The 25470-nt window shown below is 55.8% G+C and carries 27 protein-coding genes and 2 pseudogenes; 16 read left to right on the top strand and 13 right to left on the bottom strand.

The window, feature by feature from the left end; translation table 11 throughout:
- Positions 1-258: 258 nt before the first annotated feature.
- From ACHPFG_RS09125 to ACHPFG_RS09105, 5 genes are all read left to right on the top strand, one after another.
- Positions 259-1083, top strand: coding sequence for an aspartyl/asparaginyl beta-hydroxylase domain-containing protein (locus ACHPFG_RS09125; RefSeq protein WP_431702171.1), 825 nt, complete (start codon positions 259-261; stop codon positions 1081-1083).
- 147 nt (positions 1084-1230) lie between these two features.
- A complete protein-coding gene (gene ppnN, locus ACHPFG_RS09120) occupies positions 1231-2604 on the top strand; it encodes a nucleotide 5'-monophosphate nucleosidase PpnN (RefSeq protein WP_131698972.1) in 1374 nt (457 codons plus the stop codon).
- 214 nt (positions 2605-2818) lie between these two features.
- Positions 2819-3076 carry an AbrB/MazE/SpoVT family DNA-binding domain-containing protein gene (locus tag ACHPFG_RS09115; protein ID WP_131699039.1) on the top strand — a complete coding sequence of 86 codons (258 nt, stop codon included), beginning with the start codon at positions 2819-2821 and terminating at the stop codon, positions 3074-3076.
- The gene (locus tag ACHPFG_RS09110) at positions 3073-3468 is read left to right on the top strand and encodes a PIN domain-containing protein (protein ID WP_431702170.1); all 396 of its coding nucleotides are present in this window, start codon (positions 3073-3075) and stop codon (positions 3466-3468) included. Before ACHPFG_RS09115 ends, ACHPFG_RS09110 begins: the two co-directional genes overlap by 4 nt.
- 71 nt (positions 3469-3539) lie before the next feature.
- Entirely contained in the window at positions 3540-3911 is a 372-nt protein-coding gene (locus ACHPFG_RS09105; RefSeq protein WP_167656124.1) for a hypothetical protein, read from the top strand.
- Between the two features lie 7 nt (positions 3912-3918).
- On the opposite strand, the gene ACHPFG_RS09100 is transcribed toward ACHPFG_RS09105, so the two are convergent.
- Entirely contained in the window at positions 3919-4248 is a 330-nt protein-coding gene (locus ACHPFG_RS09100; protein ID WP_131698969.1) for a YXWGXW repeat-containing protein, read from the bottom strand.
- Positions 4249-4379: 131 nt separating this feature from the next.
- A complete protein-coding gene (locus ACHPFG_RS09095; protein WP_431702169.1) occupies positions 4380-5276 on the bottom strand; it encodes a LysR family transcriptional regulator in 897 nt (298 codons plus the stop codon).
- Positions 5277-5326: 50 nt separating this feature from the next.
- Here ACHPFG_RS09095 and ACHPFG_RS09090 point away from each other — a divergent pair, with 50 nt between their 5' ends.
- Entirely contained in the window at positions 5327-6040 is a 714-nt protein-coding gene (locus ACHPFG_RS09090) for an NADPH-dependent F420 reductase (RefSeq protein WP_431702168.1), read from the top strand.
- A gap of 85 nt (positions 6041-6125) precedes the next feature.
- On the opposite strand, the gene mqo is transcribed toward ACHPFG_RS09090, so the two are convergent.
- A complete protein-coding gene (gene mqo, locus ACHPFG_RS09085) occupies positions 6126-7772 on the bottom strand; it encodes a malate dehydrogenase (quinone) (RefSeq protein WP_431702167.1) in 1647 nt (548 codons plus the stop codon).
- A gap of 493 nt (positions 7773-8265) precedes the next feature.
- On the opposite strand from mqo, the gene ACHPFG_RS09080 reads away from it, so the two are divergent.
- A complete protein-coding gene (locus ACHPFG_RS09080; RefSeq protein WP_431702166.1) occupies positions 8266-9453 on the top strand; it encodes an MFS transporter in 1188 nt (395 codons plus the stop codon).
- A gap of 159 nt (positions 9454-9612) precedes the next feature.
- Positions 9613-10452, top strand: a complete 840-nt coding sequence (locus tag ACHPFG_RS09075) for a lipopolysaccharide kinase InaA family protein (RefSeq protein ID WP_431702165.1) — start codon at positions 9613-9615, stop codon at positions 10450-10452.
- 56 nt (positions 10453-10508) lie between these two features.
- Here ACHPFG_RS09075 and ACHPFG_RS09070 read toward each other — a convergent pair whose 3' ends face one another.
- Complete coding sequence (locus ACHPFG_RS09070) at positions 10509-10730, bottom strand: hypothetical protein (protein WP_431702164.1); 222 nt, start codon at positions 10728-10730, stop codon at positions 10509-10511.
- 197 nt (positions 10731-10927) lie between these two features.
- Here ACHPFG_RS09070 and ACHPFG_RS09065 point away from each other — a divergent pair, with 197 nt between their 5' ends.
- The gene (locus tag ACHPFG_RS09065; protein ID WP_431702163.1) at positions 10928-11680 is read left to right on the top strand and encodes a metallophosphoesterase; all 753 of its coding nucleotides are present in this window, start codon (positions 10928-10930) and stop codon (positions 11678-11680) included.
- A 248-nt stretch (positions 11681-11928) separates the two neighbouring features.
- Here the strand turns inward: ACHPFG_RS09065 and ACHPFG_RS09060 are convergent, their stop codons facing one another.
- From ACHPFG_RS09060 to ACHPFG_RS09050, 3 genes and pseudogenes are all read right to left on the bottom strand, one after another.
- Positions 11929-12177 carry a CsbD family protein gene (locus ACHPFG_RS09060; protein ID WP_167656119.1) on the bottom strand — a complete coding sequence of 83 codons (249 nt, stop codon included), beginning with the start codon at positions 12175-12177 and terminating at the stop codon, positions 11929-11931.
- Positions 12178-12512: 335 nt separating this feature from the next.
- Positions 12513-13034, bottom strand: a pseudogene (locus ACHPFG_RS09055) (methyl-accepting chemotaxis protein); the annotation flags it as partial.
- Between the two features lie 609 nt (positions 13035-13643).
- A pseudogene (locus ACHPFG_RS09050) lies at positions 13644-14153 on the bottom strand (MCP four helix bundle domain-containing protein); the annotation flags it as partial.
- A 305-nt stretch (positions 14154-14458) separates the two neighbouring features.
- Between ACHPFG_RS09050 and ACHPFG_RS09045 the strand changes: the two are divergent.
- A complete protein-coding gene (locus ACHPFG_RS09045) occupies positions 14459-14599 on the top strand; it encodes a DUF2256 domain-containing protein (RefSeq protein WP_082340960.1) in 141 nt (46 codons plus the stop codon).
- A 55-nt stretch (positions 14600-14654) separates the two neighbouring features.
- On the opposite strand, the gene ACHPFG_RS09040 is transcribed toward ACHPFG_RS09045, so the two are convergent.
- Entirely contained in the window at positions 14655-14945 is a 291-nt protein-coding gene (locus ACHPFG_RS09040) for a DUF6124 family protein (protein ID WP_053132332.1), read from the bottom strand.
- A 413-nt stretch (positions 14946-15358) separates the two neighbouring features.
- Between ACHPFG_RS09040 and ACHPFG_RS09035 the strand changes: the two genes are divergently transcribed.
- Positions 15359-16348 carry a ParA family protein gene (locus tag ACHPFG_RS09035; RefSeq protein WP_431702162.1) on the top strand — a complete coding sequence of 330 codons (990 nt, stop codon included), beginning with the start codon at positions 15359-15361 and terminating at the stop codon, positions 16346-16348.
- A 666-nt stretch (positions 16349-17014) separates the two neighbouring features.
- Here ACHPFG_RS09035 and ACHPFG_RS09030 read toward each other — a convergent pair.
- Together ACHPFG_RS09030 and ACHPFG_RS09025 are read right to left on the bottom strand one after the other, a co-directional pair.
- A complete protein-coding gene (locus ACHPFG_RS09030; RefSeq protein WP_431702161.1) occupies positions 17015-17932 on the bottom strand; it encodes a sce7725 family protein in 918 nt (305 codons plus the stop codon).
- On the bottom strand, positions 17893-18804 hold the full coding sequence (locus ACHPFG_RS09025; protein WP_431702160.1) for a sce7726 family protein: 912 nt from the start codon (positions 18802-18804) through the stop codon (positions 17893-17895). The genes ACHPFG_RS09030 and ACHPFG_RS09025 overlap by 40 nt, the downstream gene beginning before the upstream one ends.
- A 246-nt stretch (positions 18805-19050) precedes the next feature.
- On the opposite strand from ACHPFG_RS09025, the gene dusA reads away from it, so the two are divergent.
- On the top strand, positions 19051-20046 hold the full coding sequence (dusA, locus tag ACHPFG_RS09020) for a tRNA dihydrouridine(20/20a) synthase DusA (RefSeq protein ID WP_431702159.1): 996 nt from the start codon (positions 19051-19053) through the stop codon (positions 20044-20046).
- A 226-nt stretch (positions 20047-20272) separates the two neighbouring features.
- Positions 20273-21199 (top strand): transaldolase, encoded by a 927-nt coding sequence (tal, locus tag ACHPFG_RS09015; RefSeq protein ID WP_431702158.1) that lies wholly within the window; start codon positions 20273-20275, stop codon positions 21197-21199.
- Positions 21200-21285: 86 nt separating this feature from the next.
- Here the strand turns inward: tal and rssC are convergent, their stop codons facing one another.
- Together rssC and rssB are read right to left on the bottom strand one after the other, a co-directional pair.
- The gene (rssC, locus tag ACHPFG_RS09010; protein WP_003172602.1) at positions 21286-21768 is read right to left on the bottom strand and encodes an anti-sigma factor antagonist RssC; all 483 of its coding nucleotides are present in this window, start codon (positions 21766-21768) and stop codon (positions 21286-21288) included.
- Entirely contained in the window at positions 21768-22949 is a 1182-nt protein-coding gene (gene rssB / locus ACHPFG_RS09005; RefSeq protein WP_131698958.1) for a two-component system response regulator RssB, read from the bottom strand. Before rssB ends, rssC begins: the two co-directional genes overlap by 1 nt.
- 276 nt (positions 22950-23225) lie before the next feature.
- Here rssB and ACHPFG_RS09000 point away from each other — a divergent pair, with 276 nt between their 5' ends.
- Positions 23226-23522 carry a PilZ domain-containing protein gene (locus tag ACHPFG_RS09000; RefSeq protein WP_431702157.1) on the top strand — a complete coding sequence of 99 codons (297 nt, stop codon included), beginning with the start codon at positions 23226-23228 and terminating at the stop codon, positions 23520-23522.
- Between the two features lie 61 nt (positions 23523-23583).
- Here ACHPFG_RS09000 and ACHPFG_RS08995 read toward each other — a convergent pair whose 3' ends face one another.
- Entirely contained in the window at positions 23584-24273 is a 690-nt protein-coding gene (locus ACHPFG_RS08995) for an MlaA family lipoprotein (RefSeq protein ID WP_027604219.1), read from the bottom strand.
- Positions 24274-24468: 195 nt separating this feature from the next.
- Here ACHPFG_RS08995 and ACHPFG_RS08990 point away from each other — a divergent pair, with 195 nt between their 5' ends.
- A complete protein-coding gene (locus ACHPFG_RS08990; RefSeq protein WP_431702156.1) occupies positions 24469-25077 on the top strand; it encodes an HAD family phosphatase in 609 nt (202 codons plus the stop codon).
- A gap of 110 nt (positions 25078-25187) precedes the next feature.
- Complete coding sequence (locus ACHPFG_RS08985) at positions 25188-25454, top strand: DUF4404 family protein (RefSeq protein ID WP_065928147.1); 267 nt, start codon at positions 25188-25190, stop codon at positions 25452-25454.
- Positions 25455-25470 lie beyond the last annotated feature (16 nt).

Here is a 25470-nt window from a genome sequence, read left to right as displayed (position 1 = left end):
TCAATCGTACCGGTCTATGACGTCCGAAAAACCGAAGCGTCACGATAGTCGCAAATCTTCCGTTTACAAAATCCAATCCACACGAGCCCACCAGGGTTAAAGACTGTGTCGAGCCTTCACAATTTCGCACTATTTAAAACGCCAATCCGCTGCTGAACGCCTTATCATGACGAAGATGTTTCATTATGTTTCAAAACCCCACCACTCGCAGCCACGGATCCGGACCTGTCGAATGGCGTCCTTCTGGAGCTGAGTTGCATGAACAAGTCTGCTTTGCGTAAGAAAGCGGTATCGGTCGCCTGGGTACTCGGCGTGCTGCTGATTATCGATGTGTTCCCCGAAACCACGCTGGTGTTCCTCTGCCTGGTACTGGTGTGCGGCGTTTACGACTTCCTGCGTAACGGCCTGTATGACAAGCCCACCTTCAAGAAATACTTTATCGGCAGTGGCCGCAATACCTGGCTGCTGGCACCGTTCAACACCCTGTTCGACCTGCTGAGCTCACGCAACCGTCACGTTTATACGATGCGCGACCTGCCGCCCGCCTGGCGTGCAGACCTGCAACGGGTGCTCGATGACGCCATGGCCCACAAGGATGAAATCATCGGTTACCTAGACGAGCGCATGGCCGAGAAGAAACGCGGCATGTTGTTTTTCCAGTGGTACGGGCGGCCGATCGAAACCACCCTGGATATTCCTGAACTGCGCAAAAAACTGCCGTTCGTGAAAACCATCGGCGTGTCGGTGTTCAACGAAAACCGCTCGACGTCTTTTCACTTCGGCCCGCTGCGCATGATGTTCCGCGTGCTCTACAACATGGCACCGGCGCCCCATCACGACGGCGTGTACATCCAGGTCGGCAAGCACAAGCACTACTGGCATGACGACCCGCTGTTTATCTTTGATGACACGCTGATGCATGCGTCCTTCAACAAGAACGACGCCAAGCGCTACTGCCTGTTTATCGACATCGTACGGCCTACGCCGCTGCCGTCGGTGCTTAACGCCGTGATCGCGGGGTTTGCCGGGATGGTCTTTACCCTGCGTCGAGTTTTCTACAAAAACTGGAAGCTGATTGAGTAAGTTCTGCGGCATGATGGTGTTGGACGGTATTTGCGCTCGGCCCTGCGCCTGAGGTAAATATCCGGCTCGTGCGCTCTAACCTGCGCCCACCATTCTCACGTCATCGCATCTCGACAGGTGCGGTGGCTGCGTTTTCAAGGAATCAGAATGCCCCAACGCCAAGTCATCAATGCCTCCGTCAGCCCCAAGGGCAGCCTCGAAACCCTGTCCCAACGTGAAGTCCAGCAACTGAGCGAAGCCGGTACCGGCAGCATCTACACTCTGTTTCGCCAGTGCGCCCTGGCGATCCTCAACACCGGCGCGCATATCGATAACGCCAAGACCATCCTCGACGCCTACAAAGACTTTGAAGTGCGCATCCACCAGCAGGACCGTGGCGTGCGCTTGGAGTTGTTGAACGCCCCCGCCGACGCCTTCGTCGATGGCGAAATGATCGCCAGCACTCGCGAAATGCTGTTCAGCGCCCTGCGCGACATCGTCTACACCGAGAACGAACTGGACAGCCAGCGCATCGACCTGAGCAACTCCCAGGGCATCACCGACTACGTATTCCACCTGCTGCGCAACGCTCGCACGCTCCGCCCGGGCGTGGAGCCGAAGATCGTGGTGTGCTGGGGCGGGCACTCGATCAATACCGAAGAATACAAATACACCAAGAAAGTCGGCCACGAACTCGGCCTGCGCAGCCTCGACGTGTGCACCGGTTGCGGCCCTGGCGTGATGAAAGGCCCGATGAAGGGTGCGACCATTTCCCACGCCAAGCAACGCATCACCGGCGGGCGTTACCTGGGCCTGACCGAGCCGGGCATCATTGCTGCCGAAGCGCCGAACCCCATCGTTAACGAACTGGTGATACTGCCGGACATCGAAAAGCGCCTGGAAGCCTTCGTGCGCGTTGGCCACGGCATCATTATCTTCCCCGGCGGTGCCGGCACGGCTGAAGAGTTTCTGTACCTGCTGGGCATCCTGATGCACCCGGACAACCGCGACGTGCCCTTCCCGGTCATTCTCACCGGGCCGAAACAAGCCGCGCCGTACCTGCAACAACTGCACGCCTTCGTCGGCGCCACCCTCGGCGAAGCCGCGCAGGCGCACTACCAGATCATCATCGACGACCCGGCCGAAGTGGCCCGCCAGATGACTGCCGGCCTCAAGGCGGTGAAGCAGTTCCGCCGTGAGCGCAACGACGCGTTCCACTTCAACTGGCTGCTGAAGATCGACGAAGGCTTCCAGCGCCCGTTCGACCCGACCCACGAAAACATGGCCAGCCTGCAACTGAGCCACGCACTGCCGCCCCATGAGCTGGCGGCCAACCTGCGCCGCGCGTTCTCCGGGATCGTGGCCGGTAACGTCAAGGACAAGGGCATTCGCCTGATCGAACAACACGGCCCGTACGAGATCAACGGCGACCCGGCCATCATGAAGCCACTGGATGAGCTGTTGCAGGCGTTTGTCGCCCAGCACCGCATGAAGTTGCCGGGCGGCGCGGCATATGTACCGTGCTATCGCGTGGTGCAGTGAGCTAGCCCGGCACTGCCGCGCGCTTGATGACAGCCGCCAGGCTTCAACTGGCGGTCGGTCATAGTTTGTATCGCTTTGCGGCGTGGGTAAGCGTGCGGCAGGACTGAGTTCGGACTAGTTTTTATGAGGCCGACTCACCCCACCAGAAGAGCGACCTATGGACCAACGGATATTGTCCTCCATCATTCCTTACCCTAAGGTAAGGAGCATCATGTTGGAGATCTTTACTATGGCGACCGCCACACTTACCTCAAAAGGGCAAATCACCATCCCCGTCCAAGTCAGGACCGCACTTGGCCTGGAAACAGGCGACCGCGTCGAGTTCGTCGAAACGGAAGATGGCAAGTTTTCCATCATTGCAGCGAGCAAGACGGTCCATGATCTCAAGGGGCTGATCCAGAAGCCTGCCAGGGCTGTGTCCATTGACGACATGAACCGCGCCATCGCAGCGCAGGGAGCGAAGGCTGGATGATCGGACTGGATACCAATGTACTGGTGCGCTACGTCACCCAGGATGATCCCGTTCAATCCCCCAAGGCATCCGAGTTGATCGAGTCCCTCACCACACTTTCGCCAGGGTTTGTCAGCCTGGTCTCCGTGGTGGAGCTGGTGTGGGTATTACAGAGCTGCTACCAATCCGCCAAAAATGACATTGTCGTCGTTCTGGAAACCCTGCTGCGCACCCGTGAATTGACCATCGAACATGCCGAAGTCATCTGGCAGGCGCTTCGACGGTTCACGGCCAACAACGCCGATTTCGCCGACTGCCTGATAGAGCGCTGCGGCCACGCCGCCGGGTGCGAATACACCGCCACCTTTGACCTCAGTGCGGCCAAGGCAGCGGGCATGAAACGTCTGGGCTGAGCCGGAACATTGCGGCGACGGGCAGGCTTTGGTAAAAGTCGCGCTAATCCCTGATCGAGAGAAAGCCCCACGTGCGCACGCTTCTTCTTGCTGCCCTGGCCCTGACGCCGTCCCTCGCCCTGGCCGAGATCATCTGGCCCGACCTGCCGAAGAGCTGCTTCGTCAGCGGGCGCTCTGCCACCAGTGTGGATGTCGACACCGGCTGCGCAGCGTTCCTGATCAATGTGAAAGGCAAAGCGGCGGGTACGCCGATCAAGGTGGATATTCCCCAATACGCTTTTCACATCGACGAAGCCAGCGGCAAAGAGACACCGGTGATCATCATCCAGGCCGAAGAGAACGGAGAGGTCAAGGCCGTGGGATACAGGGAACTGGGCACCGATCAACTCGGTGCCGCGCTGCTGCGGGAAGTACGGCTCCTGGGTACAAAGAAGCCCTCCTAGTCGGGGTTCAACGAACCCAGCCACCCACCTGCCAGTGGTAACCATCATTGCGCTGCACCCAATGCGGATGCACATAACGATAGCCTTCGCGCACCGGCTCCCAATGGCCGTGTACAGCAACGTAGCGCCCGCCTTCCCAGCGCCAGTAACCACGTGACCATATGTAACCTTCACGTACGGCAGGCTCGACTTCGATGATCTGGGCCGGCGGCGGTTGTGGCGCAACCACCTCGACATATTCACGCTGTACAGGCCGTCGCTCATGCACCACGCGCTCCTGCACACACCCGGACGCCGCGACCACAACTGCCGCTAATGCCGCGTAACGTAACAACATACAACCCCCTCGAGCGTTATCGCCCAACACCTGCACCGGTAAAAATGCCCCCGTTTTTCAGCCGCGCTCCTGCTCAGGCCTGGGTACTTTTTTAACAGGTTATATCTGTCGGATTGCTGAAGCAGCGCACATCAAGGGTGACCGAAGCGTCCCAACACTGCTTCGACAAAGCGTCTCAGCTTGGCCGTCCGCTGGCGGTTCGCTGTGTAGACAAGGTGCATCGGCCGGCTCGGCGCTTCATAGTCCGCCAGCACTCGGCGCAATTCGCCCCTGGCCAATGCCCCGCGCAAAAAGTCTTCCGGGCCGAGCACGATGCCAAAGCCATCCATAGCGGCGGACATCAAGGCCCTGCTTTCATTGATCTGCAAACGGCTGGCAACCTGCACCTTGTAAGGCGTCGAATCCTGGTAGAACACCCACTCGCGATCCGCCGGCCGCGACCAGAAGGCGTAGCCGAGGCATTCGTGATGCTCAAGATCCGCCGGGGCCTTCGGGGTACCGCGTGCCGCCAGGTATTCCGGCGAAGCACAGACCACCAGGCGGTAAGGTGCCAGTGGCCTGGCTGTCAGTCCGGTGGTCGCCAGGGGGCCGATACGAAAAGCGGCTTCATAGCCCTCATCCACCAGGTCCACGAAACGGTCGGTCAGGTGCAAGTCAATTTCCACATCCGGGTTGTCGCGCAGGAACCCGGTAATCAACGGCATCAGGCTGTAGGAACCGAAGGTGACGGGAGCGGTGATTTTCAGCTTGCCGCGCGGCGTATCGTTCATGATCTGCGCCAGTGAGTCGGCAGCCTCGGCTTCTATCAGGATATGTTTGCAACGCTCGTAGTACGCGCTCCCCAGTTCCGTCAGGCTTTGCCTTCGTGTGGTGCGGTTAAGCAAGCGAGCGCCCAGGCGCTGCTCCAGCGCGGTGACATGCTTGGCCACCATCTGCGGCGATATGCTCAAGCGCTCGGCAGCCCGCGCGTACGAGCCCAACTCTGCAGCCATCACAAAGGCATTCATGCTCGACAGGCGATCCATCATTCCCTACTCCCAGTAACAACATCCACACCAAAACGACGATTTATCGCCAATTGGTTGCCAATCATCATAACCGCTCCCCCATTCATTGGAGCAAGACCATGAAGATTGGTGTTATTGGAGCAGGCTTTATCGGGCGCGCCGTGGCCCAACTGGCGCTGGCGGCCGGACACGAAGTGATGTTGAGCAACTCCCGTGGCCCCCACACCATGAGCAGCGTAGTGAGCGGCATACTCGGCGTGCAGGTGGGCAGTGCCGACGACGCCGCCAAATTCGGCGATGTGGTGCTCGTGGCCATTCCCCTGGAGCATTACCGCAGCGTCCCGGCGCAATGGCTGGAGGGCAAGACCGTGATGGACGCCAATAATTATTACCCGAACCGCGACGGCCATATCCCGGTACTGGATCGCTTTGAAACCACTACCAGCCGGTTGCTCGCCGAGCATTTGCCCCATTCACATGTGGTGAAAGTGTTCAACGCGATCTTCGCTCCCGATCTGACGCAGGACGCCCGCCCCCACGGGGCCCCCGACCGCCGAGCGTTGCCGGTTGCAGCGGATGACGCCGCAGCGAAGGCACGCGTCATCACGCTACTCGACGAATTGGGTTTCGACGCCGTGGATGCCGGTAGCCTGGATGACAGCTGGCGGTTGGAACGCGGCAAGCCTGCCTATTGCGTCCCGCTGGACCAGGCTGGCTTGAAGGCAGCGCTGGCCGCCGCCGAGCGTACGGTTGAACTGCCGCCTGTCGAGCGCTCTCGCACTTGAACCCATAAAAAAGCCCGCTGACCGTTACCGGTTCAGCGGGCTTTTTGTTAGCGGTAAGGTCCTGACTCAGGACCTCGCCAGCAGCTTACAGCGCCAGGTCAGACGCCGGCTTGCTCGGCTCAGCCGCAGGCTTGGCGGCCTCGGTGGCCTTAGGAGCAGCCTGTTGCGGAATCGCGGGCGGCGCAGGCAGTTGCAGGATATTGGCGGTGTAGGCCCATTCCTTGGCAACAGCCTCAGGACTGTCGTTCAGCTTGGTGCCGTAGCTCGGTACGATCTGGTGCAGTTTTGCCTGCCACTCAGGGGTCGCGACTTTGTCCTTGAACACTTTCTGCAGCACGGTCAGCATGATCGGAGCCGCGGTGGACGCGCCTGGCGATGCACCCAACAGGCCTGCAATGGTGTTGTCGGCGGAGCTGACTACTTCGGTACCGAGTTTCAGGACGCCGCCCTGTTCTTCGTCACGCTTGATGATCTGCACGCGCTGACCGGCTTGCCACAGGCGCCAGTCGGATTGCTTGGCGTTCGGGAAGTACTCTTGCAGCGCCTTGAAGCGGTCGTCATCCGACAGCATCAGTTGGCCGGCGAGGTACTCGACCAGTGGGTATTCACGAATACCGACTTTGGTCATTGGCCAGATGTTGTGGGTGGTGGTGCTGGTCAGCAGGTCCAGGTACGAGCCTTCTTTCAGGAACTTGGTCGAGAAGGTGGCGAATGGGCCAAACAGAATCACGCGCTTGCCATCCAGCACGCGGGTGTCCAGGTGCGGAACCGACATCGGTGGCGCGCCAACCGAAGCCTTACCGTAGGCCTTGGCCAGATGCTGCTCGGCGACGGTTGGGTTATCGGTCACCAGGAACGAGCCGCCGACCGGGAAGCCTGCGTATTCCTTGGCTTCAGGAATGCCCGACTTTTGCAGCAGGTGCAGTGCACCGCCGCCGGCGCCGATGAACACGAACTTGGCGTCGGTTTCAGTCTTGGTGCCGTCTTTCAGGTTTTTGTAGCTGACACGCCACGAGCCGTCGGCGTTCTTGGTGATGTCCTGCACTTCGCTCGACAGTTTCAGGTCGAACTTAGGCGTGGTTTGCAGGTGAGCGACGAACTGGCGGGTAATCTCGCCGAAGTTCATGTCGGTACCCAGCGGGCTCCAGGTAGCCGCGATTTTCTGGTTCGGGTCACGCCCTTCCATCATCAGCGGAACCCATTTGGCGATCTGCGCCGGGTCTTCGGAGTACTGCATGCCGGCGAACAGTGGGCTCGCCTTCAAGGCTTCGTAGCGCTTCTTGAGGAACTTGATGTTGTCATCGCCCCACACAAAGCTCATGTGCGGTGTGGCGTTGATGAACGAACGCGGGTTCTTCAGCACGCCCTGCTGGACCTGCCAGGACCAGAACTGACGGGAGATCTGGAACGCTTCGTTGATCTCGACCGCTTTCGGGATCTCAACGTTGCCGTTCTTGTCTTCCGGGGTGTAGTTCAACTCAGCCAGGGCCGAGTGACCGGTACCGGCGTTGTTCCAGCCGTTGGAGCTTTCTTCGGCGACGCCATCGAGGCGCTCGACCATTTCCATCGACCAGCCCGGCTCCAGTTCGTTAAGCCAGACACCCAGGGTTGCACTCATGATGCCGCCGCCGATCAGCAGCACATCGACTTTCTTTGCCTCTTCCGCGTGAACGGACGTGATCCCCATCGACAAAGCCAGCCCCAGCAGGGCAGTGTTTACTTTTTTAAACATCAGTAGCACCTATGATAAAACGCCATCCGCCCCACCGCCCCTGATCATGGGCAACCCTCAATCACGCTGCGCCAGGCAACGCACCGCGGGGTTTGCACAGTCACTCGGGGACCGCAGGGTGGGCACACAAGGCCGACGTATCGACCTCACTTTTATGTCCCTTCTGCGCTGACTTCTTATCATTATTGGCTTCAGCTACCTGGGCGACAGCCAACCGCCGGGACGTATACGGATGTACGTACCGAGGAAAGACTAGACCAAGACGGCGCGCAGAATATCACGCTAAACGGCGTTTATGCGTCGTTTGGCCAATTGACAGCTCTAAATCGCTGGTTTTAACGCGCGGATGTCAAGCGTGGCAAACGCGACGTGGGGTCACAGGGTGTTTAATGAAACTGAACTCTGCCAAAAAAGGCTGTTCTAGACACCTTCGTCGCTGCTTGCGTAGCATCGGCGGCTTTCCCCCGTATCACCCTTCAACACAGAGCGATCCATGTCTATCCACCAAACTCCCGGGCATGTGCTGCCCGCGCGCAGCGCCGCAAAAATGGAAGCTGCCATGGCCGTGGGCGCTTTCGCTATCGGTACCGGCGAATTCGCCATCATGGGTTTGATGCCCGACATCGCCCAGAACCTAAGTTTAAGCGAACCCCAAGTCGGCCACGCCATCAGCGCCTATGCATTGGGCGTGATGGTCGGCGCCCCACTGCTGGCCATCCTCGGCGCCAAGCTGCTGCGCAAACATATGCTGCTGTTGCTGATGGGCCTGTATGCCCTGGGCAACCTCGCCACCGCCTTCACCCCGTCCTTCGGCTCACTGGTGGCGTTCCGCTTTATCAGCGGCCTGCCCCACGGCGCCTACTTCGGCATTGCCGCCGTGGTCGCCTCGAGCATGGTGCCCAACGACAAACGCGCCGGCGCCGTGGCGCGGGTGATGATGGGCCTGACCCTCGCAATGCTGCTCGGCAACCCCATCGCCACCTTCCTCGGCCAGCACTTGGGCTGGCGCTCGGCGTTTGCACTGGTGAGCGTGATCGCCCTGTGCACCATCGCCCTGGTCTGGCAATTCGTGCCCCATCGCCACGACGAACAACGCAGCGACCCACGCAAGGAACTGCGCGCCTTCACCAAACCCCAGGTGTGGATGGCCCTGTCGATTGGTGCCATCGGTTTTGCCGGCATGTTCTGCGTGTTCAGCTACCTGGCGCCGACCATGCTGGAAGTGACCAAAGTGTCGCCGCAGTGGATTCCATTTGGTCTGGCAGCGTTTGGCGTGGGCGGGATTATCGGCAACATCGCCGGCGGCAAGCTGTTTGACCGCATGCAGTTTCGCGCGGTGGGTTGGATTCTGGTGTGGTCGATGGCCGTGTTGCTGTTCTTCCCCCTCGCGGCGTCCTCGCTATGGGGCGTGCTGCTGAGCATGGGTCTGGTGGGCACCATGGTGTCGTTGGCCGCGCCGTTGCAGATCCGTCTGATGGACATCGCCCACGAAGCGCCAAGCCTCGCAGCGGCATCGAACCACGCGGCGTTCAATCTGGCGAACGCACTGGGGCCGTGGTTTGGCGGGTTGGCGATTACAGCCGGATACGGCTGGACCAGCACCGGCTACATAGGCGCAGCCACGGCGCTGGTTGGGCTCGGTATCTACTTGATAGCACGGCGGATGCAGGGAGGGCATTAAGCGCCCCGGGCCTATAAGCACACTTCAATTGTCAGGAACAGCGAATAATCGGTGTAATGGAGACTGTTTCACTTCCGTTCAGCTAAGGTTCAGGTTGGATCCAATAAACACAAGCTGTAACATGTCCGTCATGTTTATTCCAAATGACAAGGACGTGCTGTGAGCTTTCCTGACACAGGTGTATTACAGAGTTTTCCGATGACACTCACTCATCGCAACGCGACGATCTTCACCATCGCTCCCACCGACCACAGAACGCAGCAGGCGATTCAGGACCTGATCGACACGCGACACCAACTGACAGACCGCATCAGCGCACCGCTCAAAGGGATGGAAGCCAACCTGTTCGCCAAATCCCAGCCGCTGGACAGCCTCAGACCCAAATTGCGAGTGACCTTCGGGCGCGCCAAGCGAGACGGTGCGTTTGACTGGCCGGTCGAAGAGGTCATCAACACCCTCGGCGCCCAGAAACGCGGTGCACCGATTGCTGGCTTGTATGGGTTCGGTTACCGAAAGTCAGCGCTTGGCCTGATCCAGGAATTCTTCATCTTTACCGAGATGCTGGAGGGTTACCTTAATGGCCTGGAATGGCTCAACCAGAAGCGTGACATTCAGAGCCTGATCACCGCGTCGTTCAAACTGTTGCGCTGCCTGCATAGCAAAGGCGTAGTGCACATGGACTTCTGGGCAAACAATGTGATGATCAACCTGGAGCAGCCGACGCACGCCAGGGCCATCGACCTGGAAAACTGCTTTCTCACGCCAACGGATTACTTGTCCGAGGTGCTGGCGTTTCAATTTGGGTTCTATTATCGGCGGGAGATTTTCCGGTTCATGATCGAAGAGGATTACGACCGGAGGGTGCTGCAAGAGCTTGGCAACTACGACGGCGTTGATCGCGCTCGCTTTGACGAAATCTACACGTCAAGCAAACATGAAAACATCAGCCGCCGCGCCAGGCGCGAGATTTTCCATAAAGGGGTCGTGGTAACGGGCTGACTCACCTCCCTCGGCGACAAGGGCGCTTGCCCCGCCGGGCTATATGCGATGCGCCATCAATCATCATGCAACAGCCCCGCCCCAAACTCCCCATAACTACTCCCCAGCCCACTGCCGCCAAAATTCATCTTCGCGGCCTTGCTGGGGCTGTGGTCACCAAACGCCTGGCACCCGCCTGAAAAGCAAGGGTCGCTGCTCACACCGGACGAACCCGAAGAACAAGCACCCAACAGCAACGTACCAGTAACCATCGCGACTTTGACGAGGTTCGAGATCATTTTTTCAGTTCCCTAGGAGCTGGAGGCGCGGGGGGCCTCTCTTGAGCAAGATCGTAGACCTCAACGGTGTAGGGAATCATGAAACTTTGCTGGCTGTCAGGGAGGGTTCAGGTTGCCGCCTTGGCGGGGATGCCAGGTTTTCGGAGGCGTTGGCAATGATATAGTCCGCCAATGTCCACCCCATCGAAGCCCTGAACATGTACACCATCGAAGTATTTGAATCCAACCCAAAGGGCCGCGACTTCGTGGTGGGTGATATTCACGGGCATTTCAAGCTACTCGCGTCACTCATGAAAAAAGTAAACTTCAACACACTACAGGATCGCTTGTTTTGTGTGGGCGACCTTATTGATAGAGGCCCTGACTCTATAGACGTATTGAAGTGGCTCAGCGAACCCTGGTTTTACGGCGTACGCGGTAACCACGAACAGATGCTTCTTGATTGCCTCTGCGGTCGTGGCGACATCAACAGGCACACACGAAACGGCGGAGCGTGGCTTTATGCGCTGTCGCCCAGTGTCCAGACCGAGATTTACAACGTACTGCAAACGCTCCCAGTAATGATTGAGATCGGCTTATCGGATGGTCGAAAAATCGGCATCGTCCATGCTGAAGCTTTTCTTTCATGCGCCACCCACAGTTGGCAGGACGCGAAAGACGCTATCAGTGGAGTGTGTGGAGAAACTACGCAACAACAAGCGTTGAAAACCGCACTCTATGCCAGGGAAAAAATAGAGCAGCAAAACCAGGCATTGATCACAGGTCTGGATAAGTTATATGTGGGCCACTCGACAGTCCCCCATGTGCATGCATTGGGCAATGTCGTTTATATCGATACGGGTTGTTCTTTTTCGGACGGCGCGTTGAGTTTGATAGAGATGGAAAGTGGAGAGGTTGCGCATGTGAGCATGCATTCATTGCATGACTCTCTCGGGGTCAGCTCGCAGTAGTCACTTGAACGTGAGCAAATATTTCCCTAAGGGATTATGACTCTATGCTGGGGACAGCCCCTCCAGTGTCCATTTCCACGAGCTAAGTGGCCCAATAGTCTCGTAGTAATTCAGACGCGGTGCGCGGATGGAATTGAGTCGTGCATACCTGCCCGCGCCCCAGAAGCCCACTGATGGAAAAATCTAGGGGGCGGGGGTGAATAAACGCAAAAGGGAACGCCCCTGTCGGAACGTCCCTTCTTCCTCACTCAGCGACGAAAAAGACGGTCTAGAACCAACAGGGCAACTGCACCAATCGCGATTGCCGCAACTGGTTTTTCTTTAACGAATGTAGATACGCTGTCCAGTGCGTCGCCGTAGGCTTGTGTCAGCTGTCCAGCTGCTTGCCGACCAGCACCTTCAGCTTCCAGCTTCGAATCACCAAACAGTTTCCCAACTGCGCTCTGCGCTTTGCCGGCAACCTTTTCAACAACACCTTCTACCTGTTCGCTCTTCATGATTCACCAAACCTTCGTGTGTGATTGAGTAACCCAGAATAAACCTGGGCTTGAGGCAACCTTCACGGCATTAGGGAGACTCTGGTAATGATTAGTTCAAAGTTGATGAGGCTCACAGGTGGCCAGCTATCATTAACTCGAAACTTGAAGGAAACAGCCCCCGCTGACGGCATGCAGACGCCCTCAGCAAGACTCCATGTAGCAGCCCCATTAAGATAAGTTGGCATGTTCTGTCTTACTTCGACCGAGAATCCTGCGTGGCCAGTTAAACTTCTGAGTAGCCCAGCAGTCGCGCATAGACGTCAGTGCAGCAGTGAAAAGCTGTCCTGAATCCACTAAGCCGCAGAGAAGAACGCCACTTTAGCGGTAAGACGATCCGCCAAACCTGATAGCTCGATGCTAGCTGCCGCCACTTGGCGCGCGCCGTTGGCAGACTCAACAGTCGAACCATGAATGCGGTTGATATTTTCAGCGACCTCATCGGTCACACTACTCTGCTGCACGGAGGCGCTCGCGATCTGGGCGTTCATATGACTGATTGCGGCAACCTGCTCGCTGATCCTTGCCAATGCATGCTGCGCACTGCGGGTTTGTGTGACCGTTTGGCTCGCTAGCTCGCAACTATCGCGCATAGTTTGGGATGCCGTTTCGGTACCCAATTGCAGCGTACTGATCATCTCCCGAATTTCCTCGGTCGACTGCTGTGTACGATTGGCCAAAGAACGTACTTCGTCAGCTACCACCGCAAACCCACGCCCGTGCTCCCCAGCTCTCGCTGCCTCAATGGCAGCGTTCAAGGCAAGCAAATTGGTTTGCGAGGCGATAGCGTTGATGACGTCGATCACTGACGCGATATTTTCACTGTGTTTGGACACCTGGTTCACGGTAGCAGTGGTTTGCTCAAGCGTTACTGCCAACTGTTCAATGGCAAGCGTGGTACTTGCAACCAGCTTGTTCCCACTTCCCACTTCAGTATCAGCCAACCGGGAGGCGTCAGCTGCCTGCGCGGCATATCCAGATACTTCATTAACCGTCGCCGCCATTTGCATTATGGCTGCGGCCACCTGCTCGGCTTCGCGGGTTTGTAAGCTGGTCTGCTCATTGTTAGCCGATGATGCGGCAGACAACTGGGTGGAGGAGTGATTGACCTCTTGGGCCGCCTTACGTACTTGCTGAATAGTCTCTCCGAGATGGCCTAGCGCGTTTTTCAGGACGCCCATCACACTGCCGGGATAATCTGTGGAGATCGTCTGATTCAGATCACCAGCTGCCAGTCGCTCGATGGCCAATGCAACGTCTGTGGGCTCAGCACCCAGCGTGGATTTAACGAAGTGAATAATTACAGCCGACAACGTGATGCTCAGCAGCAAAGCAATACCTGTCGCTATAAGCATCAGCGTACTGAACTGACTGGCGGTTGCCTGCACTGCGCCCAGCTTTGCCTTGATTGATGCTTCCTCGTAGTCGATCAGTGCATTGACGCGTTTCAGCCACTCACTGTAATCCAAAGACGTTTGACGCATCAGCAGCGCCTGAGCTCCAGGTATGTCACCCGCTTGGCGCAGGGAGATTACCGCCCTGGTGGAGTTAAGGGTTTGTTGTTCGATGTCCTTGATAGCGCTCAGTAATCGAACCTCCTCGCCTGTTACGCTTGCACCCTTGAACAACTGATCCATTGGAGCCGCCGAGTCGGAGTAGGCCTTTTCCAAGGCTGTGACCTCCGATAAGTGTTTTGCCAAATCCGTATCAGTCGTCACCAGCACAGCATCCCGAATAGCGATGGCTCGGTTATGGACACTGCCTCGAAAATTGATTGCATAGCGCTGCACCTTGGCGGCATTTTCGCTGACGTCTTCCAAGGTGGAGTCAATGAACGCAACGCGGTGAATGCCGATGGCGGTTATCAACATGAGCAGCGCCAGGATGGCTGCGAAACTAAGCCCTATGCGTGTGGCCAACGACAGCGTTTTCTTCATGGCTAGCTCGAAAATATGACCTGTACAGGCCTTTGTTGATTTGGAAGAAGCGAACGGTACTACCAGCCCATTACGCTTGATGCCTTGACGATACGTCGACGCAGAAAGGTCATCCAGTTAGCAATACGCACCGCCATGATAGCGTATAGCTATCATCATGATGCGTATGTTCTACAGTGGCCTCGCGATTTACTTAGAGCATTTTTGCGCGGCTATGGCAGTAGGAGCTAATGAGGGAGGTCGCAAAGTCAACGGTCATTAGATCGCCACGTGGGTACCCGCAAGCCAGTTGAAGGTGAACAGTTTTGAAAAAGAGTGAGCTTCCAGTAAAAACCTGCCTTACCTGCGGCCTTCCCTTCACTTGGAGGAAGAAATGGGCGCGCTGCTGGGAGGAGGTTCGTTATTGCTCTGAACGCTGCCGACGCAGTAAGCCTGCTAACTGCTGAGCCAAAAGGGGGGGCAGATTGCCGCCTTCTTGGGGTAAGGCGGCAGGGTTGGGTGTCAGGCTGTGGCCGTGCTGGACGTCGCTTCGACTTGCTCTTGAGCTCGGTCGACAAGCAGAGAGCTCAACTCGATCAGTTGCTGAATGCCCAAAGCGATGGAGCGCTGGGATTCGTCGAGGTCGAACGCCAGGGTTGCCGTCATTTGATTGGCGGATGCGAGGTTTTCGGCGGCGTTGGCTAGTAGGGTTTCGGTGTCGACGTTGGGGCTGACGAGGAAGACATTGGCAGTGGATTGTTCGACTGGTGCAGCGTTTGAAGCGTGAGGCGGGTTAGGTGTGACTTTGTACATGGCGAAGCTCCTTAACTATTCAGGAACTGCCAAACTCACTTCCACATGAGGGTGGCAGCTGTACGCAGGTGTGGAAGACCAGGGCTAAGGACCCGGCGCACCGAAGTGCCCCGCGCACAGCCGCCGAAACACATAATACAGGCGTAAAAAAACGCCGGTAGCGGTTTATGGGCGATTGCGTCTTAGCTTGGTACGGACTTCCACATCCGGCCGCTGGTTTGCCAGCGGTTTGGGGAGGTTAGCTAGGTGAGGTCTGAGGGGCAAGCTGAGAAAAGTGTGGGAATTGTCCCAGGAAATATCGTGGCCTCCATCAGTGATTTTTCTGGTAGCTCTCCCAGTATTTAGAAATTGAATCTTCTCGGCTTGCTAGTAGCCTAGTGATAGCATCACGGGCTTAATCAGGGAGATAGATGATGCGAACACTTACGTTTTTCAATCATAAAGGTGGAGTCGGTAAAACCACGCTAACGGTCAATGTCGCGGACGCACTTGCCGATCAAGGACTTCGAGTCCTAATGATTGATGCTGACCCCCAATGTAATCTAACGGCATTTTATTTAGACGAAAAAAAGCTAGATGCACTGCTGGGCGAGTCCGACGATGCTGACGGCGGAACCCTCTGGTCCGCAATTAAACCAGTGGTTGATGGTAAGGGAGGCATCAAACCGGTAGACGCTTACAAAATCAAAAACGGACTTTATCTGTGTCCCGGCGACGTTTTATTAGCAGACTATGAGGAGGAATTACCTGCAGCGTGGACCGGATCGTTCGCCCGCAAAGGGCGTGACTACGACGTAATGTGTGCACTATCAGCAGCAGCAAGAGAAATGGGGCAACGCTATGAAGTTGATCTCGTTATCTACGACATCGGACCCAATGTCGGCCCTCTCAATAGAGCAATTCTGCTCGACTCGGACTTTTTCTGTACCCCGGTAGCCGCAGATCTTTTCTCTCTCCGAGCGCTCTCGACGGTAGGTCGCGCGGTGGCCCGCTGGATTACGGATTGGAAAACAGTCAGGGGACTAGCTTCGGCTGAATCACGAGACAAACTGCTTCATGGCCTTCCGACCTATCTCGGGTATGTAACATCAGCTTATAAAGTATCATCCGGTAGAATTTCGACACGCCCGCACGATTACTGGGAGAGCAAAATTGCACCTCGCGTTAAAAATCGCGTAGTTGACGTATTACGTGCTGTTGACCCTACCACAGTACCGTTCCCCTCGAATAAACTCGCTGCTATAAAAGACTTCCATAGTCTCGCCCCTCAAGCACAAGAGTACGGGTTAGCGATTGGAAAGCTCAGAACTCACGTCAACTCTGGCTATAACGCCCAAATACTTGAAGCCGCCACCGAGTTTTCAGGACTTGCGACTATTATCAGAAAACGCATGGGCATATAAAGAAAATCTCACCCTCTAAGTACCCGATTAGAGGGTGGGGGTTTTTACTATCTTGGGATAAAGGGGCCAGATAATAAAAACCAACAATCTGAGTGATATCGGGGTCATACCAGATACCCGGTTTTGAGTTGGCAGAAAAAAGCAAAAGAATCACTTCAAGGCACGCCTCAGGGCGAGCTGCTGATTCGACCCAGCGCTTCAAAATGTAAGATGCCTCAGAACCATCCCTCATCGAGGGTGCCATGACAGGGGTGTCCCTAAATATGCGTAAAGACTTGTCCAACTCTGTAGCCGAACTAGTCAAAAACCAGTGACCAAATAGCAAACTAACTCGCGACTGATATTCTTCGCGACTAAATTGAACACAAAAAATACGGCTTGCTCATATCGAGCCGAGAGTACAAAAACCAACGAAGGCAATTCTCTACCGACAATCAAATGATGACGATATGCTCTAGACGATAAAACGCATAATGCAGATCAGTTGGCTTGAAAAAGCATTCAAGGACTTTGAAGGCCAAGCAAACTGCGTTGCGATCGAAAGTATCTTGGCGACCGACTACCATTTCAGAAAATGGGAGCATATTTACTGTTCGCGCTATATCGCAAAAAATAGATACGCCCCTTTTCGCCACCTTGAGAAACAACCTAAACAATGACCGAAAGTCAAATAAAGTTACATACGGATTCAATATGATGTTTAATTGACATTTCCTTCACAATGCCTAAGCCAGGATAATGCCCAACTGCGTGAGAAGCCTTAAACTCGCCCATACCTAAAGTACTATCAAAAAAACCTGGATTGATCGCATCAAAATTAATTAATTTATCAAGAGCCTCTAAATACTTCCCTCCAGGGTTAGTTGGAAGCGTCCCTCCCGTCGTCGATAGAAAGTGTCTTACCTGTATAGAGTTTGGCAATAGTGCATCAATGTGAGAGGCATGAATAGCGACAACATATGCAGGGCCACCCGACTCACTATACTCTTCAGCCATAATAGTAAAATCGCCAAACCCTACTGCATTCTTTCTTTTCTTATACGATACATGCAAGTTCGAATAGAAAGATGAAGCACCATAGTCAGCATTGCGTTTTTTCTTTGCAAAATTATCCGCATATAACACTACCTTACTCAGCTTATCAACAACATCTGAATCAACTTTCTGCTGATTTAGAATAACAAGCGATGCAGTATTCAAGAGCGCTACCGAAGACATTAGAGCATCATTCTCCAGGTACACCGCAGCTCCAGGGTACATACTAAGCAGTGAAAGAGAAATTGAATCGGAGGAGTCGCGAACCTTGATGCAAGGGGTAAACCTATTAGCTGACTTCGTATTAGATTGGAGCTGACTAAACACATTTGCGGAAGTAGCCGATGAAAAAAATCCTTGAGAGGGATTTATAACCACTAAAGGCTGCACAGAATGCTTGTGCAGTTCCTCTACTGCATCGAACACTTCTACAAATGAGCGATTTACTGGCTCTATGACCGGTCTGTATTTTGCCGCATTCAACCTACTTGAAAGGTCATACAGCGAGTTCAGTTCGTGCCGTTTAGCCTTAAGAATTGGGTAGTACATGAAGTTTCCTTACTAAAATGTAGATTTAAGTTTTCCAACAACCCAGCTTTATCCACTGCAGAAATACGATATTCAATACCAGCAGCCAACAAACTAACCGGCAACCCTTCAATATAATTCCTATCTATCTTTCGGGTAACCTTCAAAACCTTACAAAATGCTCTTCTTAACTTCTCAGAATCCGCCCCTTCAAGAGCAATACGGCATTCATCATAAATCCTTGTATTGGGAACAGTGGGTACTTCCCCATATAGCTCCTTGACCAATGAAAGATACTCATGACGCCGCAACGAGGACATTAAAACACCCACGTCAACTGAGACAGCTGTTTGAAGAGCAGGTCTAATTTCAGTAAAACCACTCCTCTTACTCAACATCAAAATACCAACGCTTTCGGGAATTATTCTTTCCACCTTTGACAGATGTCCATCACCGACTACAACGTTAACTTTATCAAACAACCTCAAATAAGAATTAAGCTGATCCGAGAGCCGACCTAAACCATCAAATTCCGACTTGATTTCGTAACAGGTGCTACACCCATTCAAAATAACACTATCCGCCTTACTTTCACCAACCCTAAACTCGCTCAGTAGAGTTGTAGTATTTAATGAATAGCGCCCAATCAATATTTTTTCTGCAATCAAATTTTTAATATAATACTCAAGCTTATAATCCGAACGAAGAATCTTATAACATTCCTGAAAAACATCGCTCACACTAAAGACGTCATCAAGGAACTCATAGATCCCTCTAGCAACTTTAAAAAAAAACTCGAAATCCCCGCGCGCAATAGCATTTACTTCCTTACTGCTGAATATCTTCGCAACTTCCTTGGTATTCAATGGCGCACCAGCATCCTTAAAATACATATTCAACCCTAATCTATTAGTCCCACATCAAGGAACGATCGAATCTAGAGTTTAAAGAACAAGATGTATTCAAACATCTATTTTTTACCAGAAAGCGACGCACTGCATTTTTGAGATCATAGCGCCATCACAAGAGTGATGCTTGAGATTTTTTAGGGTTCGGTGCGTTTGCTGCTCAATGAACGAGCTGACTCCAACCCTGATAAACTCCCCAACTTCCCAGCCCCGCCCACACCAGAACAGCCAATGTCCCCGACCAGCGCCACAAATTCCCCACTCTCCCGCCGCTTTTCCGTCGCCCCGATGATGGATTGGACCGACCGCCACTGCCGGTTCTTCCTGCGCCTGCTCTCCAAGCACGCTCTGCTCTACACCGAGATGGTCACCACCGGCGCGATCCTCCATGGCGACCACGACCGTTTCCTGCGCCATAACGAAGCCGAGCACCCTCTGGCGCTCCAGCTGGGCGGCAGTGTCCCCGCCGACCTGGCCGCCTGTGCCCGCATGGCCGAAGCCGCTGACTACGACGAATTGAACCTGAACGTGGGCTGCCCGAGCGACCGGGTGCAGAACAACATGATCGGCGCGATCCTGATGGCTCACCCGGCCCTGGTGGCCGATTGCGTGAAGGCGATGCGTGATGCGGTGTCGATTCCGGTGACAGTGAAGCACCGTATCGGGATCAATGGTCGGGATAGTTACGCCGAGCTGTGTGATTTCGTCGGGACGGTGAAGGATGCGGGCTGCGCCAGTTTTACCGTGCATGCGCGGATTGCGATTCTTGAGGGGTTATCGCCTAAGGAGAACCGCGACATTCCGCCGTTGCGTTATGACGTGGCGGCACAGTTGAAGCGGGACTTCCCCGAGCTGGAAATTGTGCTCAACGGCGGGATCAAGACGCTGGAGCAGTGCCATGAGCATTTGCAGACGTTTGACGGGGTGATGCTGGGCCGGGAGGCTTATCACAATCCGTATCTGCTGGCGGAGGTGGATCAGCAGTTGTTTGGCAGTGAAGCGCCGGTGATCAGCCGAGCCGAGGCGTTGGCGCAGTTGCGGCCTTATATTGCTGAGCATTTGGAGACCGGCGGGACGATGCATCACATTACGCGGCATGTGTTGGGGTTGGGCACCGGTTTCCCTGGGGCGCGCAGATTCAGGCAGTTGTTGTCGGTGGATATTCATAAGGCTGCGGATCCGTTGGCATTGTTGGATCAGGCTGGGGCTTTGTTGGAAGGGCGTTGATTGGATAGCGTGCAGGGGGTCAGTTGGCATGAAGCGCTATCCTAGTGTCATCGGGCAGTTGGGTTGAACCTGTCGACCGTTCTGGTCTCCTATTCTGCAGTACGGCCGGGCATTCAAACGGCTGTTTTCAGGTTGTTGCCCTCGCAAACGATCGAACGCATTTGCGCCCTTGAGCGCCTGTCGGCGCTCGGGTAATGTCATCAGACCCATAGGACAGAGCACGCCCATGACTTCCAAGCTGGAACAACTCAAGCAATTCACTACTGTCGTAGCCGATACCGGCGATTTTTCTACCCTCGCCAAGCTCAAGCCCCAAGACGCCACTACCAACCCTTCCCTGCTGCTCAAGGCCGCGTCGATTCCGGGCTATGCCAAGCTGCTGGATGAGTGTGTGCAGGACTGCAACGGCGATGTCGGCCTGGCCAGCGACCGTTTCGCGGTGGCCGTGGGTCAAGAGATCCTTAAAGTAGTACCGGGGCGCATCTCCACCGAGGTGGACGCCCGTCTGTCGTTCGACACTGACGCCGTACTCAAGCGTGCGCACCGTCTGATCGACCTGTACGACAAAGCTGGGGTTAGCCGTGACCGCGTGCTGATCAAGATCGCGTCCACCTGGGAAGGCATCCGCGCGGCGGAGAAGCTGGAAAAAGAAGGCATCCAGACCAACCTGACCCTGCTGTTCTCGTTTGCCCAGGCTGTGGCGTGCGCAGAAGCCGGCGTGTTCCTGATTTCACCGTTCGTAGGCCGTATCTACGACTGGTACAAGAAAGCCAATGGCAACGACTACACCGGCGCTGATGATCCAGGCGTGCAGTCGGTGACGCGCATCTACAACTACTACAAGGCTAATGGCTACAAGACCGTGGTGATGGGTGCGAGTTTCCGTAACCTGAGCCAGATTGAAGAGCTGGCCGGCTGTGATCGCCTGACCATCAGCCCGGAACTGCTGGAGAAGCTGGCGGCGGATGAAGGCAAGCTGGAACGCAAGTTGTCGCCAGGGCATGCCGGGGAAGCGCGAGTGCATCTGACTGAAGCGCAGTTCCGTTGGGAGTCCAACGAGGATGCGATGGCGACTGAGAAGCTGGCGGAGGGGATTCGTCAGTTTGCTCGGGACCAGGAGAAGCTTGAGGCACTGTTGTCCGCCAAGCTGTAAACGGCGGAGGCGGCAAAAAGGGCGGTATCTGTGAGGATACCGCCCTTTTTTTGTCACCTACATTTGGAATGTGTTCGGCAGAAGGATTAGTGACGCTCGAGGGCGTTGACGAGGTCGTGGAAGGCCTCGCGGTTGGACTCGTTGAGGCCCATCAGGATCTTGTGCGCTTCCAGTACCTTGACCCGTACGACTTCCTCGGACTGATCCTGGGACGGCAGGTCGGTGAGGCATTCCGGGCACGGGATCGGGCGATCAACGATGTTGAACACCTGGTCGAAGCCCATGGACTGCAACAGACGGGTGATGTCTTCGTGGGTGGTGACGACGGTCGGCAGCAGGCCGACCTTCTGCCGAGACAGAATGGACAACTTGGCCAACAGCCCAAGGGTGGTGCTATCGATGCTGCGGGTTTCGGTCAGATCGATCACGATCGCCGAGAAATTCAACGCCGTGAAAATCCGCTCAATCGTCGCATCCAGCGCCGAACACAAGGTCAGGCGCACTTCACCGACAAACTTCAGGACGAAGGTCCCGTCCTGCTCGGCGAATTGGATTCTTCCGGTACTCATCAAAGATTCCTGCTCAACACCAATAGGGCGATATCATCCGGCATCTCCCCTAGCGTGGCCAATCCAAAAACCTGCCGCAGGCCATCCAGGCTGCCGCCCGCCGACTTGACCTTTTGGGGCAAGGCGGCTTCTTTCTCTTTGAGTGTAGGCTCTGGAAGAAGGTCCAGGATGCCATCGGACATCAGCGTCAGGCTGAACGTCGGCGGCAACTCCAGGATGTGGTCTTCATAGGTGGCTTCATTGAACAAGCCTACGGGCAGACCACGCCCTTCCAGGTAACGCACACTGTCGGGAGTGTATAAAACAGGCATCGGCAGGTGACCGCCGATGCTGTAGGTCAAAAGACCGGTTTCTTCATCAATCACGCCGCCCACCATCGTCACGTGCTTGCCCAGCTTGCAGCTGATCAGGCCTCGGTTGATGTGGCCCAGCACCTCGGAGGGGGTGAACTCCGGCAAAGTGCCATTGCGCTTGGATTCGAATAACAACCGTGTGGTCATGAACTTCAACAACACGGTGACAAAAGCAGAGGAAGCTCCATGGCCGGAGACATCGGCCAGGTAGAACGCGACACGACGCTCGTCTACGCGGAAATAATCGACAAAATCGCCCGACAGGTACAACGACGGGATGATCTGGTGAGCAAACTGGAATTCGTCGATGCTCCAGGGGCTGACCGGCAGCATGTTCATCTGCACCTGGCGACCGGCGTTCTGGTCTTCCTGGAGCAGGTTAAGGCTGGCTTCGAGTTCGCGGTTGGCGGTTTCGAGCTTTTCGCGGTAGCGCTGGTTCTCGACCAGCAGGCGCGCACGATCCAAGGCGCGGCGCACAGAGTGCTCCAGTACCGCCAGGTCTTCGAGGGGCTTGATCAGGTAGTCGGCAGCGCCCAGACGCAACGCCTCGACGGCATCGTTCATGACGCCGGCACCGGACACGACAATCACCGGCGTCTGCGGGGCAAGCTCGGTCACCTGGCGAATCAGCTCCAGGCCGCCCATCTGGGGCATGCGCAGGTCGCAGATCACGAGGTCGGGCTGGTCGCGCTCGAATACCTGGAGACCCTGTTGGCCATTACTGGCCTGCAGGACGCTGAAGCCACTGTCTTCCAAATAGGCCGCAAGGCTCGCGCGCACTACTTCGTCGTCATCGATTATCAGCAGCGTGGCACTGGTTTTTTGCATGTGGGCAAACGGCGCCAGAATTAGGTTGGCGTAGGCGGCTCGGCAATGGCCGGGCTCACGTACTGGATTCGCTTTCTAGCCTCTCTGTCCTACAACGCGATGGGATTTTTCCCATGCACAACCGTAAAGCAGAGGTGCCCTTCTAAGGCGCAGACGGTACTCCCATCCGCCAGGGGTTTCAAGCTCATGCCGATGGTCGCCGGGCGTCTTTACATCGCAAATCACCGGGAGTTATAAGAACAGCCAAGACCACAACACAAAGTAAGGATGGAACCGATGAGCGAACACGAGCGCGACTACGCCGAAAAACGCGATTTCATCCGCATGCGGGTGGATGCCGAAGTATCGTTGCTCCACGAAGGCCAGGAGTTTTCCGGGGTTTGTGTGGACCTTTCCAGCTCCGGGATGCAGGTGCAGGCACCGCGCCAGTTCACCGTGGGGGACCTGCTCACCGTGCGCATTGATTCAGAGCACGCGGCGCTCAAGGGCCTGGAGGCTGACACGGAAGTGGTCTGGACCAAAACGGCGAGCGACGAGCAACAACTGGGGCTTAAGATCCTGAAAATGCGCTGAAACCCGCGCACAAAAAAGGCGACCGCCAAGTCGCCTTTTTTTCATTTCAAAACATCACAGCTTAAAAGTCGTCGACGACCTTGCCGTCCTTGACCTTGAACTCGCGGTTCTGCAGGTAAGCATTGCGAATAAAGGTGTACTTGTCGCCGGTGATCAGCTTCTCGCTGTCGAGCAGGCTGGCACGGGTGTCAACGATGTTCAGGCCCATGGTGCTGTTGCGCCAGCCGATATCGTTCATATAGCGGTACGGTTGGGTGTAGCTGTCCACGTATTTGGACGGCGCATCACGCAAGGTGCTCGGCCCCAGCAGCGGGATCATAACGTAGGGACCGCTGCCCACGCCCCAGTAACCCAGGGTCTGGCCGAAGTCTTCATCACTGCGTTGCAGCCCCATTTTGGTGCCGACGTCGATAAAGCCCAGCACGCCGAACGTGGTATTAACCAGCAAGCGCGCAGTGTCGACCCCGGCATTGTGGGGTTTGAGCTGCAGCACGTTGTTGGCCAGGTTGCCGACATCGCCGATATTGCGGAAGAAGTTGTGGATACCGTCTTCGACAAATTGCGGGGTGATCCACTGATAGCCTTGGGCCAATGGCTTGAGGGCGTAGGTATCAACGGTGTCGTTGAAGGTGAAGATCGGGCGGTTGACGCTTTCCCATGGATCATCTTCCGATGCAGCCTGTGCAGCGAAAGGCGCCAGCAGGACAGTGGCACACACCGACAGCTGAGCGAAGTAGTGGCTCCAGCGCATAGCTTTTGCTCCTTGAATGGTCTGTCATGGGCGCTATGCCCTGAATAAGGCCGTCAGTATATGACGGAAGTCTCCAATTAGGCAGCTTCTAGGAATCGTCCTAACACAAATGGACAATTTTCCTACAATTAACCCGCCTGTCATCTACTTGTCATCCTGCCCCGATAGCGTCACAGCTATTTCAGGGATGTCGACATGCCTCACGCCGAGATAGCCATCGCCAACGCGCCCGCCTTGACTGCCGTTCTGTTTGGCCTGAGTGGTTGCCTGGTGGACTTTGGTTCCCAGGCGCGCACCGATTCACCCTCCCTGCACTCCCAAGCCACACCCGGCGCCCTGAAAATCCTGCGCAGCCTCAAGGAAAAAGGCATCCCCTGTGCCTGGCTGGATGAACTGCCGCCTTCGGTGACCACGCCACTGGCCGCCGTACTGCCCGGCTGGCTCAAGGCCGCGTCCCCCTCCTCCATCCGCTGGCCCGCCCCTCATGCCTGCTGGCAAGCCTTGATGGAACTGAACATTGAACGCCTGGAAGGTTGCGTACTGGTCAGCGGCGAACCAAGCTTGCTGCAATCGGGGTTGAATGCCGGTTTGTGGACCATTGGCCTGGCGTCCTGTGGTTCGCTGTGCGGCCTGGCGCCTGAGCAGTGGCAGGCGCTGAGCGACAAGGAGCGCGAGCATAAGCGTGGCAAAGCCACCGTTGAGCTATATGGGCTGGGGGTACACTCGGTGATCGATCACCTCGGGGAACTCGGCACCTGCCTGGCCGACATCAGCCTGCGCCAGCTCAAAGGCGAGAAGCCCTGATCGAGATCATGCACAGACGGCGCCCGTGGATTAATCTACAGGTCACCCCGTAGACCTTTCACGGCGCGCCGTGGTCTATGCCAGTGCCTATCGATAAAAGGAAGAACGTCATGCCTGATCGCAAAAAACTGGAAGAACAGGTCGAGATCCTGCGCGGGCAGCTGGAACAGGAACCCCCGCTGTCGGAAGAAAAACGTGAAGCGCTGCAAGCCTTGATTGCCAAGTTTGAATTGCAACTTGAACTTGAACCGGCCACTCAGACGCCGAGTATTTCCGACGATGTGAGTCAAGCTGCCATAGAGTTCGACGCTGAGCACCCGGTGATTTCCGGGACACTGCGCAATATCATGATCACCTTGGGCAACATGGGGATCTGACCCGAACCCAAGCCAG

Origin of the sequence: Pseudomonas sp. BR20 (genome assembly GCF_050780135.1) — a bacterium.
Taxonomy (GTDB): Bacteria; Pseudomonadota; Gammaproteobacteria; order Pseudomonadales; family Pseudomonadaceae; genus Aquipseudomonas.
This window is presented reverse-complemented; position numbering and strand designations above follow the sequence as displayed.